Consider the following 17,084-nt stretch of genomic DNA (forward strand, 5'->3'; position numbering starts at 1 on the left):
AATCGTACCAGCGGTGACTATTTGGGGGGCTAAGTATAGCGACCTTGATTTGACGCAATAAAAAAAGGGGCTTTGCTGTTAGTTTGCCGCGCGAAGTCTTATCAGATAACGAGGACAACAATGGACGTCAGCCGCAGACAATTTTTTAAAATCTGCGCGGGCGGTATGGCCGGAACAACAGCCGCGATGCTGGGATTCGCTCCCAAAATGGCGCTGGCTCAGGCACGCAACTATAAACTGCTGCGCGCGAAAGAGATCCGTAACACCTGCACATACTGCTCCGTGGGTTGTGGGCTATTAATGTATAGCCTGGGTGATGGCGCGAAGAACGCCAAAGAAGCGATTTATCATATTGAAGGGGACCCGGACCATCCGGTGAGCCGCGGGGCGCTTTGCCCGAAAGGGGCGGGGCTGCTGGACTACGTCCACAGTGAAAACCGTCTGCGCTACCCGGAATATCGTGCGCCGGGGTCTGACAAATGGCAGCGTATCTCCTGGGACGACGCTTTCTCCCGAATTGCAAAACTGATGAAAGCGGATCGCGACGCCAATTTTATTGAGAAGAACGAGCAGGGCATCACGGTAAACCGCTGGACCTCCACCGGGATGCTGTGTGCCTCTGCGGCAAGTAATGAGACCGGCATGCTGACGCAAAAATTTGTGCGCTCCCTCGGCATGCTGGCGGTTGATAACCAGGCGCGCGTCTGACACGGACCAACGGTAGCAAGTCTTGCTCCAACATTTGGTCGCGGTGCGATGACCAACCACTGGGTTGATATCAAAAACGCAAACGTCGTGGTGGTTATGGGCGGTAACGCCGCTGAAGCCCATCCGGTGGGGTTCCGCTGGGCGATGGAAGCGAAAAACAACAACGATGCGACGCTGATTGTCGTCGATCCACGCTTTACGCGTACGGCATCGGTGGCTGATATCTATGCGCCGATCCGCTCCGGTACGGATATTACGTTCCTTTCCGGCGTACTGTTGTACCTGATCGAAAACAATAAGATTAACGCGGAATACGTTAAGCATTACACCAATGCCAGCCTGCTGGTGCGGGAAGATTTCGCTTTCGAAGATGGTCTGTTCAGCGGCTATGACGCCGAGAAACGTCAGTACGATAAATCATCCTGGAACTATCAGTTCGACGAAAACGGCTACGCGAAACGCGATGAGACCCTGAGCGATTCGCGCTGCGTGTGGAACTTGCTGAAACAGCACGTTTCCCGCTATACGCCGGACGTGGTGGAAAACATCTGCGGTACGCCGAAAGCGGACTTCCTGAAAGTGTGTGAAGTGCTGGCCTCCACCAGTGCCGCCGACAGAACCACTACTTTCCTGTACGCGCTGGGCTGGACGCAGCATACCGTGGGCGCGCAGAACATTCGCACCATGGCGATGATCCAGCTGCTGCTCGGCAACATGGGGATGGCCGGTGGCGGCGTGAACGCCCTGCGCGGGCACTCTAACATTCAGGGCTTAACCGACCTCGGCCTGCTGTCGACCAGCCTGCCGGGTTACCTGACCCTGCCGTCCGAGAAGCAGACCGACTGGCAAAGCTGGCTTGACGCCAACACGCCAAAAGCGACGCGTCCGGACCAGGTGAACTACTGGAGTAACTATCCGAAGTTTGCCGTCAGTCTGATGAAATCGTTCTACGGCGACGCGGCGCAGAAAGAGAATGACTGGGGCTTTGAGTGGTTGCCGAAATGGGACCAGGCTTACGATGTCATCAAGTATTTCAACATGATGGATAAGGGCGACGTCACGGGGTATATCTGCCAGGGCTTTAACCCGGTGGCGTCATTCCCGGATAAAAACAAAGTCGTTCGCAGCCTGAGCAAGCTGAAGTACATGGTGGTTATCGATCCGCTGGTCACCGAAACGTCTACGTTCTGGCAGAACCACGGTGAATCAAACGATGTCGATCCGGCATCCATTCAGACGGAGGTGTTCCGCCTGCCATCGACCTGCTTTGCGGAAGAGGACGGTTCTATTGCCAACTCTGGCCGCTGGCTACAGTGGCACTGGAAAGGTCAGGATGCGCCGGGTGAAGCGCGTAATGACGGCGAAATTCTGGCCGGGATTTACCATCGTCTGCGCGAGATGTACCGCACAGAAGGCGGCAAAGGCGCTGAGCCGCTGCTGAAGATGAGCTGGAACTACAAGCAGCCGGATCATCCTGAGTCCGAAGAGGTGGCAAAAGAGAACAACGGTGTGGCGCTGGCCGACCTGTACGATGCCAACGGCAATCTGGTGGCGAAGAAAGGCCAGTTGCTCAATAGCTTCGCGCTGTTGCGTGACGACGGTACCACCGCCTCGTCCTGCTGGATCTACACCGGCAGCTGGACTGAGCAGGGTAACCAGATGGCCAACCGCGATAACGCCGATCCGTCAGGCCTGGGTAACACCCTGGGCTGGGCATGGGCGTGGCCGTTAAACCGCCGCGTACTGTACAACCGTGCCTCCGCAGACGTGAACGGTAAGCCGTGGGATCCGAAACGCATGCTGATCGAGTGGTACGGCACGAAGTGGACGGGGAACGATATCCCGGACTTCAACACCGCCGCGCCGGGTAGCAACACCGGGCCGTTTATCATGCAGCCGGAAGGGCTGGGACGTCTGTTTGCTATCGACAAACTGGCGGAAGGGCCGTTCCCTGAACACTACGAGCCGATGGAAACGCCGCTCGGCACTAACCCGTTGCACCCGAACGTGGTGTCAAGCCCGGTGGTACGCATCTACGAAGACGACGTGCTGCGTTTAGGTAAAAAAGACAAGTTCCCGTATGTCGGCACTACTTACCGCCTGACCGAGCATTTCCATACCTGGACCAAGCACGCGCGGCTTAACGCCATCGCGCAGCCGGAACAGTTTGTGGAGATAAGCGAAACCCTGGCGAAGGCGAAAGGCATTGCCAATGGCGATCGCGTGAAGGTCAGCAGCAAGCGCGGCTTTATTCGCGCGGTGGCGGTGGTCACCCGTCGTCTGCAAACGCTGAACGTGCACGGCCAGCAGGTGGAAACGGTGGGCATACCACTGCACTGGGGCTTTGAAGGGGTAGCGCAGAAAGGCTACATCGCCAATACCCTGACGCCAAACGTCGGCGATTCCAACTCGCAAACGCCGGAGTATAAAGCGTTTCTGGTCAACATCGAGAAAGCGTAAGGAGCGATTAAATGGCGATGGAAACACAAGACATTATTAAACGCTCCGCGACCAACCCGATAACGCCCGCGCCTCGTGCGCGGGACTACAAGGCAGAAGTCGCCAAGCTGATCGATGTCTCTTCCTGCGTGGGCTGTAAGGCCTGCCAGGTGGCCTGCTCGGAGTGGAACGATATCCGCGACGAGGTGGGGCACTGCGTAGGGGTCTATGACAATCCTGCTGATCTGAGCGCCAAGTCCTGGACGGTGATGCGCTTTAGCGAAACCGACCAGAACGGCAAGCTGGAGTGGCTGATCCGTAAAGACGGCTGTATGCACTGTGAAGATCCGGGCTGCCTGAAGGCATGCCCGTCTGCCGGGGCAATCATTCAGTACGCCAACGGGATCGTCGACTTCCAGCAGGATAACTGCATCGGCTGCGGTTACTGTATTGCGGGTTGTCCGTTTAATATCCCGCGTCTCAATAAAGAGGATAACCGGGTCTATAAATGCACCATGTGCGTCGATCGCGTCAGCGTCGGCCAGGAGCCTGCCTGCGTGAAGACCTGTCCTACCGGGGCGATCCACTTCGGCACCAAAAAAGAGATGCTGGAAGTGGCGCAGCAGCGGGTGGATAAGCTCAAAGCGCGCGGCTATGACAAGGCCGGGATTTATAACCCGCAGGGCGTGGGCGGCACGCACGTCATGTATGTTCTGCACCACAATGACCAGCCGGAGCTGTATCATAATCTGCCGAAAGATCCGGCGATCGATACATCAATCAACCTGTGGAAAGGGGCGCTTAAACCGCTTTCAGCGGCGGGCTTTATCGCCACCTTTGCCGGGCTGATTTATCACTACATCGGTATCGGGCCGAATAAAGAGGTGGATGACGACGAGGAGGAGCATCATGAGTAAGTCGAAAATGATAGTGCGCACAAAATTTGTCGATCGCGCCTGTCACTGGACGGTAGTCATCTGCTTCTTCCTGGTGGCGGTATCCGGCATATCGTTCTTCTTCCCGACGCTACAGTGGCTCACGGAAACCTTCGGGACACCGCAGATGGGGCGCATTCTGCATCCGTTCTTCGGCGTGCTGATTTTCGTGGTGCTGATGTTTATGTTCGTGCGTTTTGTTCATCACAATATCCCTGACAAGCAGGATATTCCGTGGCTAAAAGGGATTGTTGAGGTTCTGAAAGGCAACGAGCATAAAGTCGCGAAGGTGGGGAAATACAACGCCGGGCAGAAGATGATGTTCTGGACCATCATGAGCATGATTTTTGTGCTGCTGGTGACCGGGGTCATCATCTGGCGTCCGTATTTTGCGCACTATTTCCCGATTCAGGTAGTGCGTTATGCGCTGCTGATCCACGCGACCTCGGCCATTATTCTGATCCACGCCATTCTGATCCATATGTATATGGCCTTCTGGGTGAAAGGATCGATTAAAGGCATGATTGAAGGGAAGGTGAGCCGCCGCTGGGCGCAAAAACACCATCCGCGCTGGTACCGGGACGTTGAGCGTCTTGAAGCGCAAAAAGAGAGTTCGGAAGGGTTGAAGTAAACCTTGCGCCGTCGGCATTGTCCGGCGGCGCTGCGCTTGTGCTGGCCTGCTTCCCCGTATCAAAATCGCTCTGCAATATACCGGAAGGGATATTTTGTAGGCTTCACTTTGCCGATCTTGCGTTTCGGTAAATCCACTTTGTCTACGTGAATTTCTTTATAGGGGATCTGTGAAAGCAGATGCGAAATAATATTCAGCCGCACCCGTTTTTTATCTTCTGAGCGCGCCACAAACCACGGCGCCCAGGCGGTGTCGGTCGCTTTAAACATCGCGTCACGGGCGAGGGTATATTCATCCCACAGATTAAAAGATTTTATGTCCATTGGAGACAGCTTCCAGATCTTGCGACCATCATTAATGCGATCGCGCAGGCGGCGTTCCTGCTCTTTTGGCGTTACTTCAAGCCAGTATTTCAACAATATGATCCCGGCATCGACCATCGCTTTTTCCATTACCGGCGTTCCATCAAGAAATTTTTCGGTCTGCTCTTCAGTACAGAAACCCATTACTTTTTCCACCCCCGCGCGGTTGTACCAGCTGCGGTCAAAAATAACGATTTCCCCGGCAGAGGGCAGATGAGGAACGTAACGCTGAAAATAGAGCTGACTTTTCTCTTTATCGGTGGGGGCCGGTAACGCAACAACGCGAAACACCCGGGGGCTGACGCGTTCGGTGATGGCTTTGATGACGCCGCCTTTACCGGCGCCGTCTCGCCCTTCAAAAACAATACAGACTTTTAACCCTTTGGCGACCACCCATTGCTGGAGCTTAACCAGTTCAACATGGAGGCGGCGCAGCTCTTGCTCGTACGTTTTGGTTTTGAGCGGCGCGTTTTTAACGACATCATCAACAACACGGGTTTTCTTCTTACTGACCATGGCGGGTCTCCCTATGGGTCCGGTCGCGGGATCGAGGCCGTACTAAGCGTGTAATCGGCCTGAATGAATGGATTAATGTGTCAGAAAGCTGATTTGAACTGGTTCACCATACAAGTTTAATCAATAATGCACGCTGCGTATTTTTTAACAGTGGTCGCGGTATGAAAAAGACAATTTTTTCGTTAGCACTGGCTACCTTTGGTCTGGGGATGGCTGAATTTGGCATCATGGGCGTGCTGACAGAACTGGCCCATGATACGGGCATTTCGATTCCCTCTGCCGGAAATATGATTTCGTTTTACGCTTTTGGCGTGGTGATCGGCGCGCCGATTGTGGCGCTGTTCTCCAGCAAATTTTCGCTGAAAACAACGCTGCTGTTTCTGGTGGCGATGTGCGTCGTTGGTAACACACTCTTTACCTTCTCTGACTCCTACGTGGGGCTGGCGGCGGGGCGCTTAATCTCTGGTTTTCCGCATGGCGCGATTTTCGGCGTGGGGGCGATAATCCTGTCAAAAATCGCACCGCCGGGTAAAGTGACGGTCGCTGTGGCCGGGATGATTGCCGGGATGACCGTTGCCAACCTGCTTGGCGTACCACTCGGGACGTGGCTGGGACATGAATTTAACTGGCGTTACACCTTCTTTTTGATTGCGGTCTTTGACGCGCTGGTGATCCTGTCTGTTCTGCTGTGGGTGCCAGACATTCACGACACGACAACCACCCGGCTGACAGAACAATTCCATTTCCTGAAGAAACCGGAACCGTGGTTGATTTTTGCCGCTACGATGTTTGGCAATGCCGGGGTGTTTGCCTGGTTTAGCTTCGTGAAGCCGTTTATGGTCAACGTGTCAGGCTTTTCCGAGGGCGTGATGACCGCGATCATGATGCTGATGGGGCTGGGCATGGTGCTGGGAAATGTCTTCAGCGGCAAGCTGTCGTCGCGCTTTAGCCCGCTGCGCATTGCTGCCACCACCGACCTGGTGATTGTGGCTTCGCTGCTGGCGTTGTTCGCCTTTGGCGAGCTTAAAACAGCTTCACTGGTAATGGGATTCGTGTGCTGCGCCGGGCTGTTTGCGCTCTCTGCGCCGCTGCAAATACTGCTGCTGCAAAATGCGAAAGGCGGCGAGATGCTGGGGGCCGCAGGCGGACAAATGGCGTTTAACCTCGGCAGCGCAATTGGCGCGTATTTCGGTGGAATGATGATTACGCTCGGCTTTAGCTGGAGTTATGTCACGCTGCCGGCAGCGATCTTATCCTTCTCAGCGATGACCTCTCTGTTGATGTATGGTTATTTATGTGCCAAAAAGCGTCAGGCCAACGCAGGAGCGCTGGCCTGATTCCACATGTTGCCCGCTGGTCGCGGGTGGTGGAGTGGACTACACGAATTTCGCCAGCGGGTCAGCGGCGGCAAAAGCAACCGCTTTGTCTGCTGCTGGCGGGTAAATCAGTTCGTTGGTGATGGCAACTTTGATCTTTTTGCCTTCCTCGCGCACGGATTTAATGCGCTGGTCCCAGCCCTCGGTGTATACCGCGCCCCAGCTACCCAAATCCAGACAGGTAACGTAGTTCACCTGACGGTAAGGGTACGGCTCCACATTTAACAGGCTGGCCGCCGCGTTGTGTCCGGCGAATTTCCCCAACTGGATCGCGTGCTGGCAGGTCATCAGCGCCGTGTTGCCCACATCGTCCGTTTTGGCATGCGCCATATCACCCGTCGCGTAAACCTCCGGATGCGCAGGAACCTGCAATGTGTCGGTGACGATAAGGCGTCCCTGAGTGTCGCGTTCCCCGTCAATTTGCAGGCTGAGGGGGTTAGCTTCTACCCCTGCCGTCCACACTACAGTGGCGCTGGCAATGCGTTCTCCGTTTTTCAGCGTTACGCCGCTGGCATCGATGGCTTCAACTTCACTGTTTAAACGCCATTCAACGCCCAGCGCGCTGCTTGCTTCTTCAATGGTGTTTCTCAGCGCCTCGCTGTAACGCCCGCCAATGGTTGCACCCCTTCCAACTACGATTATATTAGTCTTTGTATTGGCGCCGAAGCGAGTGCGGAGCCGGGCAGGGAGTTCCGTTGCCAGCTCGATGCCGGTAAAGCCGCCGCCACACACGACCACGGTATTACGCTCCGGGGTGGAGGGGCGCGAAACCAGCGAATCAAGATGTTGCTCGAATAACCTGGCGGAGTCGAGTTGGTCGATATCAAAGGCGTATTCAGCCAGACCGGCAACAGGAGGACGTTTAGTCTGGCTACCGGTTGCGAGGATCAGACGTTCCCAGGCGACGTCAGCAATCGCGCCGTTTGAATCGCGATACAAAACGGTTTTAGACGAGGTGTCAATACGTTGTGCTTCGCCCGCAATAAAGGTAATGCCCAGCTCAGCAAACAGTTCGGTCAGAGGTGCGACCATCATCGACACGTTCTCTTCATAAAAGCGTGGGCGAACGCGCAATTCCGCAACAGGGGCCAGCACGGCAATGCTGAGGCTATTGTTACCCTCCAGAGCAGAAAGGCGCGCGGCGCTGACCGCAGCCCACATACCGGAAAACCCACTACCCACAATTAAAATCTGCTTTTTCATACTCGATCCTTTAGTGCGTCAGGCTGTATGTCTGACATAACTGCCACTATACTTGTCGGAGTTAACTACGACAACTTCTTTCTGAGTTAAAAATCGTTATAATGCAGCGAACAATGACCCGGAGTGAGCCATGGCGTTTTACAGTTCTGGTGTGGAATATGGCATTCATAGCCTGATGTGTATGGTGGATGCAAAAGGCAATGAACGTGAGATGAGCGTCCGGGAGATGGCGGCCTTGCAGGGCGTGCCCTACGACTATCTTGGAAAAATCTTCACCCGTTTATCACGCGCGGGGCTGGTCATCAGCACCGAGGGTAAAGGGGGAGGCTTCCGGCTGGCGCGTCCGGCAGAGCTGATCAGCGTGCTGGACGTGGCGCACGCCATCGACGGCGAGAAGAATATGTTTGAGTGTCGGGAAGTGCGTCAGCGCCTGGCGGTGTTTGATGAAACGCCACCTGCCTGGGTCTGTGACGGCCCGTGTGGGGTGCGCTCGGTCATGGACAGCGCGCAGCAGCGGATGGAAGAGGAGTTAGGGCGCCATACTATCCTGGATCTGGCGCGGAAAATGTATCGAAAAGCGCCGGACACGTTCCAGATCGAGGTTCAGGAGTGGATTTCCGATCGCCGTTCGTCCACGTGAAAAGCCGGGCAGGGCAAAGCCGCTACCCGGCCGCCGCGGTTAAGAACGTAAATCAATCACCATACGGCCACGGATCTGGCCCTGTTCCATCTCTTTAAAGATAGCGTTGATATCTTCCAATGGGCGCATCGTGACTTTCGGAACCACCTTACCTTCAGCCGCAAACTGGAAGGCTTCGAGCAGATCCTGACGGGTACCCACCAGAGAGCCCACCACCTGAATCCCATCCAGGACCAGACGTGGAATATCCAGGCTCATCGCTTCCGGCGGCAGGCCAACAGCCACCACGCGGCCTCCGGCGCGAACCGCGTCAACGGCAGAGTTGAAGGCCGCTTTCGCTACTGCCGTCACCACCGCCGCATGCGCACCGCCGGTTTTCTCCTGAATCACTTTTGCCGCATCTTCACTGCGAGAGTTCACGGTTAAGTCTGCGCCCATGCTGGCAGCGAGCTTCAGCTGCTCGTCATTCACGTCAATGGCGATAACCTTCGCATTGAAGACATTTTTGGCGTATTGCAGCGCGAGGTTGCCCAGACCGCCCAGGCCATAGATCGCAATCCACTGGCCGGGTTTGATGTCAGAGACTTTTACCGCTTTGTAGGTGGTGACCCCGGCGCAGGTGATGCTGCTGGCCGCCGCGGAGTCCAGCCCGTCCGGGACTTTAACCGCGTAATCCGCGGTTACGATGCACTCTTCCGCCATGCCGCCGTCAACGGAGTAACCCGCGTTTTTCACGTCACGGCACAGCGTTTCGTTGCCGGTATTACAATATTCACAGTGGCCACAGCCTTCAAAGAACCACGCCACGCTTGCACGGTCGCCTACTTTTAGCGACGTGACGCCAGGACCAATCTCTTTGACGATACCAATCCCTTCGTGGCCGAGGATCACCCCGGTTTTGTCGCCAAAATCGCCATTCTTAACATGGAGATCGGTATGGCACACGCCACAGCACTCCATCTTCAGCAGCGCTTCACCATGTTTAAGCGCGCGTAAGGTTTTCTCTGTAACATTAACCTGATGATCCTGAGTGACAACAGCAGCCTTCATGTGTTTCTCCTTTCATGATGAGTATCTGCATAGCAGGTGTAATACCCATTAAGGATTAATACTTTGACGCTGTAATGCAAGGCAACCGCAACATAATGTCATCATTTAGCTCAGTTTCAGATTAAGAATACGGCGATCCTCTAATAATCAGTAGGGAAAAACACTGACGTAAAAAAGACCCGGCGTAATGACCGCCGGGTACAGGCTTACAGTTGGGCTTCTATCTCCTCAATCTCTTTTCGCCATTGCGCCTGCAACTGCGGTTTTTGATGTTTGGGCTTACGCGCCAAATCTTCTTCCAGCAACGTTTCCAGGGCGACAAGGCGTTCGAGCAGATCGTCTGACGCTGAAGAGGGTGCCTTCAATGCGGCGTTCGATGCCTCAGGTACAGCCGGACCGGCGTCCTCACGCAGGCGCTCAAAGACCGCCTCCGCATCGTGCCATTCGCTCAGCCTGCCGTCCTCAATCAGCCAGAAGCGGTTACAGCACTGGCTAATTAACTGACGATCGTGGCTCACCAGCAGCACTCCGCCTTCAAACTGTTGCAGCGTTTCCGCCAGCGCCTCTTTGCCCTCCATATCCAGGTGGTTGGTCGGTTCATCCAGCATCAGCAGGCTATAACGGGCAAGGGTCAGGCCGACGAACAGCAGGCGCGAACGTTCCCCGCCGCTCAGCGTACTGACTTTTTGCCCGTGCCGCGCCCACGGGAAGCCGGCACTGATGAGCGCCATTTTACGGGTCTGCGGATCTGGCGCGAAAGGCTCCAGCGCATCAAGCAGCGCCGTATCGTCTGGCAACTGATGCAGCGTCTGGTCGTAGTAGCCGGGTGAAACGCGCGGATGACGCTTAAGCCGCTCGTCCGAGATCTCGTCGCGAAAATGTCGCCAGATAAGCTTCAGCAGCGACGATTTTCCGCAGCCGTTACGACCCACAATCGCCACGCGATCGCCGCTCTTCAGCCGCGCGCTGACGAGGGTAAACAGGTCTGGCAGACCCGGCGCCGGGGGGACGCCGAGGTCGGTTATTTCCAGCAGGCGGTCGGCCCGAAGCGCGTCCCCGCGCAGGGTTAAGGTCCACGGGCTTCCCGCCGTCAGTTCCGTCTGGTTTTCTTTAAGCCGTTCGACCTGTTTTTCCATCTGCTTAGCCTTACGGGAGAGATCTTCGTTGTCGTAGACCTTGCCCCAGGTCGCGAGGCGTTTGGCGCTGGCCGTGACGCGGTCGATCTCTTTTTGCTCTGCCTTATGCCGCAGCGCATCGCTTTCGTCTTTCGCCTCCAGCGCCTGACGGGCGGCAGTGCAGGGAAGGGCGAAGTAGTGCAGTGTTTTATCGCGCAGGATCCAGCTGCCGTTGGTTATCGCGTCCAGCAGTTGCCTGTCGTGTGAAACCAGCACAAAGCTGCCGGACCAGCTCTGTAAAAACTGCTCCAGCCACAGCAGGGTCGGCAGGTCGAGGTGGTTGCTCGGTTCGTCCAGAAGCAGCAGATCCGGATCGCTTATCAACGCCCGCGCCAGCAGCAACCGCGTATGCTGACCGCCGCTCAGCGTGGCGGATTGCAGCGCCGTTTCCTGCGTCGTAAAGCCCATTCCGGCCAGCAGTGTCTCGGCCTTCCAGCGAAGACTGTCGCGCTCACCGGTCGGCAGCTGCGCCAGCACCGCATCCAGCATGGTCAGGGGATAAAGGGTCTCCGGCAGATGTTGTTCCACGCGCGCCAGCAGGCAATGTCCAGCCAGTGAAACGGTTCCGGCAGCAGGGGACTGCGTCCCGTCGAGGATTTTCAGCAGCGTACTTTTTCCGCAGCCGTTATCACCCAGCAGGCCAATGCGGTCGCCTTTTTTCAACGTAAAGGAGAGAGAGTCGAAGAGCGTGCCAAACGCGGTATCAACACGTAAAGAATGTGCAGTGAGTAGAGTGCTCATTGTTGCTTACCCAGGAGTTACAGGCATGTTTATGCCTCGTCAAACATCGCTGACGATAACTCAGTAAGCCCGAGAGAAGGGATTTCAAGGGTTAGTGTCTTCGCTCAAGCGGAAGTTATCGCAGCACGATACCGATAACGCTTGAGCTGGTGCGATCACCAAATGTATGTGAAACATTGAAAATTTCACAGTACAGCATAATTGGCCTCCTTATATATTCAGTAGGTTAATGGATGAAGGGAGTGTAGCGGGGGAAAATGGGTTTGGCTAGTGGGAAGTGCCGTATATTCCCCTCACCCTAACCCTCTCCCCAAAGGGGCGAGGGGACTGTCCGGTGCGGTTTTCACCCTCTCCCCTTTGGGGAGAGGGCTGGGTGAGGGGCGATGCTTAAATCGAAGTACGACGATAGCTACGGTATTCCGGCATCCAGAAATTATCATCAATCGCTTGCTGCAACGCATCGGCAGAGGTTTTCACCGCGACGCCTTGCTGCTGCGCCATTTTGCCTACCGCGAAGGCAATTGCGCGGGACACTTTATGAATGTCTTTCAGCTCCGGCAGTACCAGGCCTTCACCGTTATTCACCAGTGGTGAGTGACCTGCCAGCGTTTCGCTCGCGGACATCAGCATTTCGTCGGTGATGCGGGACGCGCCGGAAGCGATCACTCCCAAACCAATACCCGGGAAGATATAGGAGTTATTGCACTGCGCAATGGGGTAGAGCTTGTCCTTCCACACCACCGGATCGAACGGACTGCCGGTCGCGACCAGCGCATTGCCTTCGGTCCAGGCGATGATATCCTGCGGCGTCGCCTCCACGCGTGAGGTCGGGTTCGATAGCGGCATCACGATAGGTCGTTCGCAGTGCTTATGCATCTCGCGAATAATCTCCTCCGTGAAGAGGCCGGTCTGCCCGGATACGCCGATCAGAATATCCGGCTTCACGTTGCGCACCACGTCAAGAAGCGAGAGCACTTCGTTATCCGTATCCCAGTTTTTCAGGTTCTCGCGCTTCTGCACCAGTTTGGTCTGGAACGGGAGCAGGTTTGGCATACCGTCGGTCAGCAGGCCAAAACGGTCCACCATAAAGACGCGGGAGCGGGCGAGCTCTTCGCTTAAGCCTTCGCGCTGGGTCTGGGCAATAATTTGCTCGGCGATGCCGCAGCCCGCGGAGCCTGCACCCAGGAAGACAATTTTCTGATAGCTAAGCTGGCTGCCTGCCGCACGGCTCGCAGCAATCAGCGTACCGACGGTCACTGCCGCAGTGCCCTGAATGTCATCGTTGAACGAGCAGATCTCATCGCGGTAGCGGTTCAGCAGCGGCATGGCGTTTTTCTGTGCGAAGTCTTCGAACTGCAACAGCACGTCCGGCCAGCGGTGCTTCACGGCCTGGATGAAATCATCCACAAACTGATAGTACTCGTCGTCGGTAATGCGCGGGTGACGCCACCCCATGTACAGCGGATCGTTCAGCAGTTGCTGGTTGTTGGTCCCCACGTCCAGGACCACCGGCAGGGTGTAGGCCGGGCTGATCCCGCCGCAGGCGGTGTACAGCGAGAGCTTACCGATGGGAATACCCATCCCGCCAATGCCCTGGTCGCCAAGGCCCAGAATACGTTCGCCATCGGTTACCACGATCACCTTGATGTTGTGGTTCGGCACGTTTTGCAGAATGTCATCCATGTTGTGACGGTTCTGATAAGAGATGAACACGCCGCGGGAACGACGGTAGATCTCCGAGAAGCGTTCACATGCCGCGCCGACGGTTGGGGTGTAAATGACGGGCATCATCTCTTCGAGATGGTTCTGCACCAGGCGGTAGAAGAGGGTTTCGTTGGTGTCCTGGATATTACGCAGGTAGATGTGCTTATCGATTTCGGTTTTAAAACCCTGATACTGGATCCAGGCGCGTTCCGCCTGTTCTTCAATGGTTTCAACCACTTCAGGCAGCAGGCCCAGCAGGTTAAAGCTGCTGCGCTCTTCCATGCTAAAGGCGCTGCCTTTGTTCAGAAGGGGAAACTCCAGTAAAACCGGACCGGCGTAAGGAATATAAAGGGAACGATGTTTTTTCAGTTTGTTGTCCATGTCACTCACTCTTTTTAAGAAGATCCGTCCCTGACACTGCTGTTTGTCATCTTTCTGGCCTGTGCTACGGGGTGCGGTCGGTTGGTATTATAAAGGAGCTGAATATTAATTACCGCAACACATAAACAAAAACACCATCGGGATTACCGATGGTGTTGTGAATATCGTGCCGGAACTTACTTGCCGGAAGGGCGTTTTCTGCCGGTAGCGTGGGTAACCTGCGTTTCGCTACCCTCCTCAATAACCACTTTACGCTTGTTAGAGAGCTTGTAGTTCAGTCCCAGAATGTGGCGTGCCTGACGGTTCGATTTCATTTTAACTCCTCAATCCCGTTGATAGTTTTAAGGACAAGTTTGCTCACGCAAACGAAATGTAACCCCTTAGGTTGCTGATCCAGCTTAGCAGGTTTTTACAAAGGTGCATTTTGCCCGCTGACCACATAGTTGATGGTTTGCTGGTAGATGTCACTGAGGATGTCATTGTCTGTGGCTTCCACCCACTTGGTCAGTTCCATCAAAATGTCATCTTCGGTAACAACACCGTGCTCTGCCTGAAGACCCTGCGCAATCGCGTTAACGAGTTCGGGTTGTGCTGCTGTGGTATGTGCCGGGTAATAAGTAAACATGCTGCCTCCGTGTCGTTGTCTGTTTAATGTTACGGCGTGCAAAATCGTAATTCACATTCAGATTGGCAAATATTTTCGTCGTTGTGGTTCAGATTCGTCCTGGAAATAAAAATATCATCTCTCCTGGCACACAAATAAAATTCAGGGTTTCCAGCGGCGTAAATTTGTCGTTTTTTCATAAGGCATGGGCGTCGGCCAGGAGATCAATTCCACAATGCTGCCCCAGGTGGTCTGTCCATAGCAGAAAGCATTCCCTTCACCTTGCTCATCCGGAAACGTGAGCGGCTTTGGCGCGGTAAACATCTCCCCGCCGGCAGCGGTGAAAGCGGCTATCGCCTTATCAAAATCATCAACATAAACAGCAAAATGCTGGAGGCCAAAGTCGCTGGCGCGGGCGGGCATTCCCTGTTCAGGGCCATGCATTTCGAAAAGTTCAATGCCGGGTCCATGGGGCATAACAAGCATGCGAATGGCGTGAATTTTTGTGCCGGGAAATAATTTTAAGGTGTGCTGCTGGGCGGCCTGATCAATATTATCGGTTTCCGCATCGACAGAATGATATAAAACCTGTGCGCCGAAAGCGCGTTCAAAAAATAGGGTGGCTTTTTCAATGTCGGGCACCGTAATACCGATATGGTCGATGCCCCTTACTGACGATGGCATAGTAAACTCCTGCTATAAAAAATTTAAATATAGCAGGAGATAATCAGGATATTACCACTTCATTTCGCCGGTATTCACTTTGGCACTCAATTCCAGCGAACTGGCTTCCGCCAGATTCGGCCACTGTTTTTTCATCGTGCTAATGACGCCGGTTGACGCTTTATGTGTCATGAGGGCCTGTTCAAACTGATGTAGATAGCGACGGGTAAAGTCCATAGCGCCGGTACCCGCTGGCGGTGTCCCAAGGTAGTGGCCCGGAATAACGTGTTCGGGCTTAAGGGCTGCCATGCTATCCAGCGTCTGCTGCCACTGTTTGCGGCTTTCCGGCGTTTGGGTATCCGCCGTCCAGACGTGAATACCCCACGAGACGCCCGTGCCGCCGAGGATGGTTTTTGCGGATGGGATCCAGACGTACGCCGCATAGCTCTCAGGCTCTTCAATATTCACTCTTTCACCATCAATCATAAAGGTGGTTGAGGCAAGCACTTGCGGCACGTAGAGCTGTGACGGCGCGCCGTCTTTCATCTGTGGCCCCCAGAAGGCGAGCTTCGCGTCTTTTGTGGCCCTGATATGGTCCACCACCTGTTGCGTGGCGACAACTTTGGCATTAGGGAAGGCTTTCACCAGCGGTTGCAGGCCGAAATAGAAATCCGGATCGCCGGAGGTGATCACGATTTTGTTCAGCGTTTTACCGCTGTGGCGAATTTTTTCCACCAGCGCTTCGCCATCTTTCACGCTGAACTGGGCGTCAAACAGTACCGCCTCTTTCGGGCCAGACACCAGCGTGGAAGAAACGGCAAAAATGCCTTTTTCCTGCGGGTTGTACGTATCAACGGTCAACGGCGCGGCAAAGACGGCCGGAGTGAAAAGGGTTGTCAGCAAAGCAAGGTGGGCGATAGTCATGGTCATGTCTCTGTTCTTCAGGAAAGTCTCTATTGTACGGATCTCTTCATTTGCCAGAATTCCTGAAACAGGACATGCTTAGTTTCATAAATCGAGCAAATGGAGGTCAAAATGGATCGCGTTATTGCCGCCCAGGTGTACAACCGCATCTGTGAGCTGGGGAGTTTAAGCGCGGCGGCGCGGGCGCTGGGGATCTCCCGTCCGATGGTGAGCCGTTATCTGGAGCAAATGGAGAAGTGGGCCGGGGCGCGGCTGGTGAACCGCTCCACCCGCAAGCTGACGCTGACGGCGGCGGGGGAGAAGGTCCTGCAAAAGACCCGCACGCTCTCGCAAATTTCTCAGGAAATTGAAGATCAGTCAGTGAAGGATTTACCCTCAGGCACGCTTCGTGTCGCCTGCGCGCACTTTACGGCGATGCATATTATCGTTCCGGTGCTGCCCGATCTGTTGCAGCGTTACCCTCAGCTGCGCATTGAGCTGGATGTTAACAATCATCCGGTAAGTCTGGTGGGCGAGCGAATTGACGTGGCGATCCGCATCACCGATAACCCTGAACCGGGCATGATCGCCCGCCGACTGGGAGAGTGTCGGTCCGTACTTTGCGCCTCGCCGCACTACCTTGCCAGTCGGGGCGTTCCAGAGCAGCTGGAGGATTTATCCCGGCACAACTGCCTGCATTACAGCTTTTTTGCCGGTCAGTCGTGGCGTTTTTTGACGCCAGAAGGGGAGTCGGTCACGACGGCGGTCAGCGGCAATCTCAGCGCCAGTATCTCGTCATTGCTGATGGAGGCGGCGATAAACCACTGTGGTATTGCCATGCTGCCCGAGCGCGAGGCCGACGCGGCGCTACGGCAGGGCAGCCTGGTGCCGGTGCTCGGCGCCTTTACGCCAAAACCGATCGGTATTTTTGGTATTTATCAGTCGCGAGACTATCAGCCTGCGGCGCAGCGTGTGTTCCTGGATGCACTTGCAAACCACCTTGCCACGCGCTCGGACTAGTCTGTCTTCCCTGCAAAATGGATTATGCGTCCT

General features: G+C 55.2%; 15 protein-coding genes. 6 read left to right on the forward strand and 9 right to left on the reverse strand.

The genetic code is table 11. From position 1 onward, the window contains the following. Positions 1-120 precede the first annotated feature (120 nt). The 3 genes from fdnG to fdnI are packed head-to-tail and all read left to right on the forward strand — an operon-like array spanning position 121 to position 4,713. On the forward strand, positions 121-3,168 hold the full coding sequence (gene fdnG, locus ACOTYB_RS10455; protein ID WP_409248854.1) for a formate dehydrogenase-N subunit alpha: 3,048 nt from the start codon (positions 121-123) through the stop codon (positions 3,166-3,168). Positions 3,169-3,179: 11 nt separating this feature from the next. Beyond that, entirely contained in the window at positions 3,180-4,064 is an 885-nt protein-coding gene (gene fdxH / locus ACOTYB_RS10460; RefSeq protein ID WP_409248855.1) for a formate dehydrogenase subunit beta, read from the forward strand. Then, positions 4,057-4,713 carry a formate dehydrogenase-N subunit gamma gene (fdnI, locus tag ACOTYB_RS10465; protein WP_003857050.1) on the forward strand — a complete coding sequence of 219 codons (657 nt, stop codon included), beginning with the start codon at positions 4,057-4,059 and terminating at the stop codon, positions 4,711-4,713. The genes fdxH and fdnI overlap by 8 nt, the downstream gene beginning before the upstream one ends. 59 nt (positions 4,714-4,772) lie before the next feature. On the opposite strand, the gene ppk2 is transcribed toward fdnI, so the two are convergent. Continuing rightward, positions 4,773-5,591 carry a polyphosphate kinase 2 gene (gene ppk2, locus ACOTYB_RS10470; protein WP_023314186.1) on the reverse strand — a complete coding sequence of 273 codons (819 nt, stop codon included), beginning with the start codon at positions 5,589-5,591 and terminating at the stop codon, positions 4,773-4,775. A gap of 161 nt (positions 5,592-5,752) precedes the next feature. Between ppk2 and araJ the strand changes: the two genes are divergently transcribed. Continuing rightward, positions 5,753-6,928: an MFS transporter AraJ gene (gene araJ, locus ACOTYB_RS10475; RefSeq protein WP_003857053.1), complete on the forward strand. Its 1,176-nt coding sequence runs from the start codon at positions 5,753-5,755 to the stop codon at positions 6,926-6,928. 39 nt (positions 6,929-6,967) lie between these two features. Here the strand turns inward: araJ and ACOTYB_RS10480 are convergent, their stop codons facing one another. Next, on the reverse strand, positions 6,968-8,170 hold the full coding sequence (locus ACOTYB_RS10480) for an NAD(P)/FAD-dependent oxidoreductase (protein ID WP_409248856.1): 1,203 nt from the start codon (positions 8,168-8,170) through the stop codon (positions 6,968-6,970). Between the two features lie 130 nt (positions 8,171-8,300). Between ACOTYB_RS10480 and ACOTYB_RS10485 the strand changes: the two genes are divergently transcribed. Further along, positions 8,301-8,810 (forward strand): RrF2 family transcriptional regulator, encoded by a 510-nt coding sequence (locus ACOTYB_RS10485; protein ID WP_015570482.1) that lies wholly within the window; start codon positions 8,301-8,303, stop codon positions 8,808-8,810. A gap of 39 nt (positions 8,811-8,849) precedes the next feature. Here ACOTYB_RS10485 and adhP read toward each other — a convergent pair whose 3' ends face one another. The 7 genes from adhP to ACOTYB_RS10520 all read right to left on the reverse strand — a co-directional run bounded on the left by adhP (position 8,850) and on the right by ACOTYB_RS10520 (position 16,052). Further along, on the reverse strand, positions 8,850-9,860 hold the full coding sequence (gene adhP / locus ACOTYB_RS10490; RefSeq protein ID WP_023314184.1) for an alcohol dehydrogenase AdhP: 1,011 nt from the start codon (positions 9,858-9,860) through the stop codon (positions 8,850-8,852). A gap of 206 nt (positions 9,861-10,066) precedes the next feature. After that, the gene (locus ACOTYB_RS10495; RefSeq protein WP_045346224.1) at positions 10,067-11,776 is read right to left on the reverse strand and encodes an ABC-F family ATP-binding cassette domain-containing protein; all 1,710 of its coding nucleotides are present in this window, start codon (positions 11,774-11,776) and stop codon (positions 10,067-10,069) included. A 387-nt stretch (positions 11,777-12,163) separates the two neighbouring features. Next, positions 12,164-13,861, reverse strand: coding sequence for an NAD-dependent malic enzyme (locus ACOTYB_RS10500; RefSeq protein WP_003857058.1), 1,698 nt, complete (start codon positions 13,859-13,861; stop codon positions 12,164-12,166). 176 nt (positions 13,862-14,037) lie between these two features. Continuing rightward, positions 14,038-14,175, reverse strand: a complete 138-nt coding sequence (sra, locus tag ACOTYB_RS10505; RefSeq protein WP_003857059.1) for a stationary-phase-induced ribosome-associated protein — start codon at positions 14,173-14,175, stop codon at positions 14,038-14,040. Between the two features lie 95 nt (positions 14,176-14,270). Then, complete coding sequence (gene bdm / locus ACOTYB_RS10510) at positions 14,271-14,486, reverse strand: biofilm-dependent modulation protein (protein WP_003857061.1); 216 nt, start codon at positions 14,484-14,486, stop codon at positions 14,271-14,273. A gap of 141 nt (positions 14,487-14,627) precedes the next feature. Beyond that, the gene (locus ACOTYB_RS10515) at positions 14,628-15,149 is read right to left on the reverse strand and encodes a VOC family protein (RefSeq protein ID WP_220153844.1); all 522 of its coding nucleotides are present in this window, start codon (positions 15,147-15,149) and stop codon (positions 14,628-14,630) included. A gap of 51 nt (positions 15,150-15,200) precedes the next feature. After that, complete coding sequence (locus ACOTYB_RS10520) at positions 15,201-16,052, reverse strand: Vmh family MBL fold metallo-hydrolase (protein ID WP_220153874.1); 852 nt, start codon at positions 16,050-16,052, stop codon at positions 15,201-15,203. A 111-nt stretch (positions 16,053-16,163) separates the two neighbouring features. On the opposite strand from ACOTYB_RS10520, the gene ACOTYB_RS10525 reads away from it, so the two are divergent. Then, entirely contained in the window at positions 16,164-17,051 is an 888-nt protein-coding gene (locus ACOTYB_RS10525) for a LysR family transcriptional regulator (RefSeq protein ID WP_023314180.1), read from the forward strand. Positions 17,052-17,084 lie beyond the last annotated feature (33 nt).

It is taken from the genome of Enterobacter cloacae complex sp. IR5450, assembly GCF_049238665.1.
Taxonomy (GTDB): Bacteria; Pseudomonadota; Gammaproteobacteria; order Enterobacterales; family Enterobacteriaceae; genus Enterobacter; species Enterobacter hormaechei_C.

Bases quoted from the DNA above. Each gene is read 5' to 3' on its own strand.
- fdnI (WP_003857050.1), top strand. From the start codon at position 4,057: ATGAGTAAGTCGAAAATGATAGTGCGCACAAAATTTGTCGATCGCGCC.
- ACOTYB_RS10480 (WP_409248856.1), bottom strand. From the start codon at position 8,170: ATGAAAAAGCAGATTTTAATTGTGGGTAGTGGGTTTTCCGGTATGTGG.
- ACOTYB_RS10515 (WP_220153844.1), bottom strand. From the start codon at position 15,149: ATGCCATCGTCAGTAAGGGGCATCGACCATATCGGTATTACGGTGCCC.
- ppk2 (WP_023314186.1), bottom strand. From the start codon at position 5,591: ATGGTCAGTAAGAAGAAAACCCGTGTTGTTGATGATGTCGTTAAAAAC.
- ACOTYB_RS10500 (WP_003857058.1), bottom strand. From the start codon at position 13,861: ATGGACAACAAACTGAAAAAACATCGTTCCCTTTATATTCCTTACGCC.
- araJ (WP_003857053.1), top strand. From the start codon at position 5,753: ATGAAAAAGACAATTTTTTCGTTAGCACTGGCTACCTTTGGTCTGGGG.
- bdm (WP_003857061.1), bottom strand. From the start codon at position 14,486: ATGTTTACTTATTACCCGGCACATACCACAGCAGCACAACCCGAACTC.
- fdxH (WP_409248855.1), top strand. From the start codon at position 3,180: ATGGCGATGGAAACACAAGACATTATTAAACGCTCCGCGACCAACCCG.
- sra (WP_003857059.1), bottom strand. From the start codon at position 14,175: ATGAAATCGAACCGTCAGGCACGCCACATTCTGGGACTGAACTACAAG.
- adhP (WP_023314184.1), bottom strand. From the start codon at position 9,860: ATGAAGGCTGCTGTTGTCACTCAGGATCATCAGGTTAATGTTACAGAG.
- ACOTYB_RS10520 (WP_220153874.1), bottom strand. From the start codon at position 16,052: ATGACTATCGCCCACCTTGCTTTGCTGACAACCCTTTTCACTCCGGCC.
- ACOTYB_RS10485 (WP_015570482.1), top strand. From the start codon at position 8,301: ATGGCGTTTTACAGTTCTGGTGTGGAATATGGCATTCATAGCCTGATG.
- ACOTYB_RS10495 (WP_045346224.1), bottom strand. From the start codon at position 11,776: ATGAGCACTCTACTCACTGCACATTCTTTACGTGTTGATACCGCGTTT.
- ACOTYB_RS10525 (WP_023314180.1), top strand. From the start codon at position 16,164: ATGGATCGCGTTATTGCCGCCCAGGTGTACAACCGCATCTGTGAGCTG.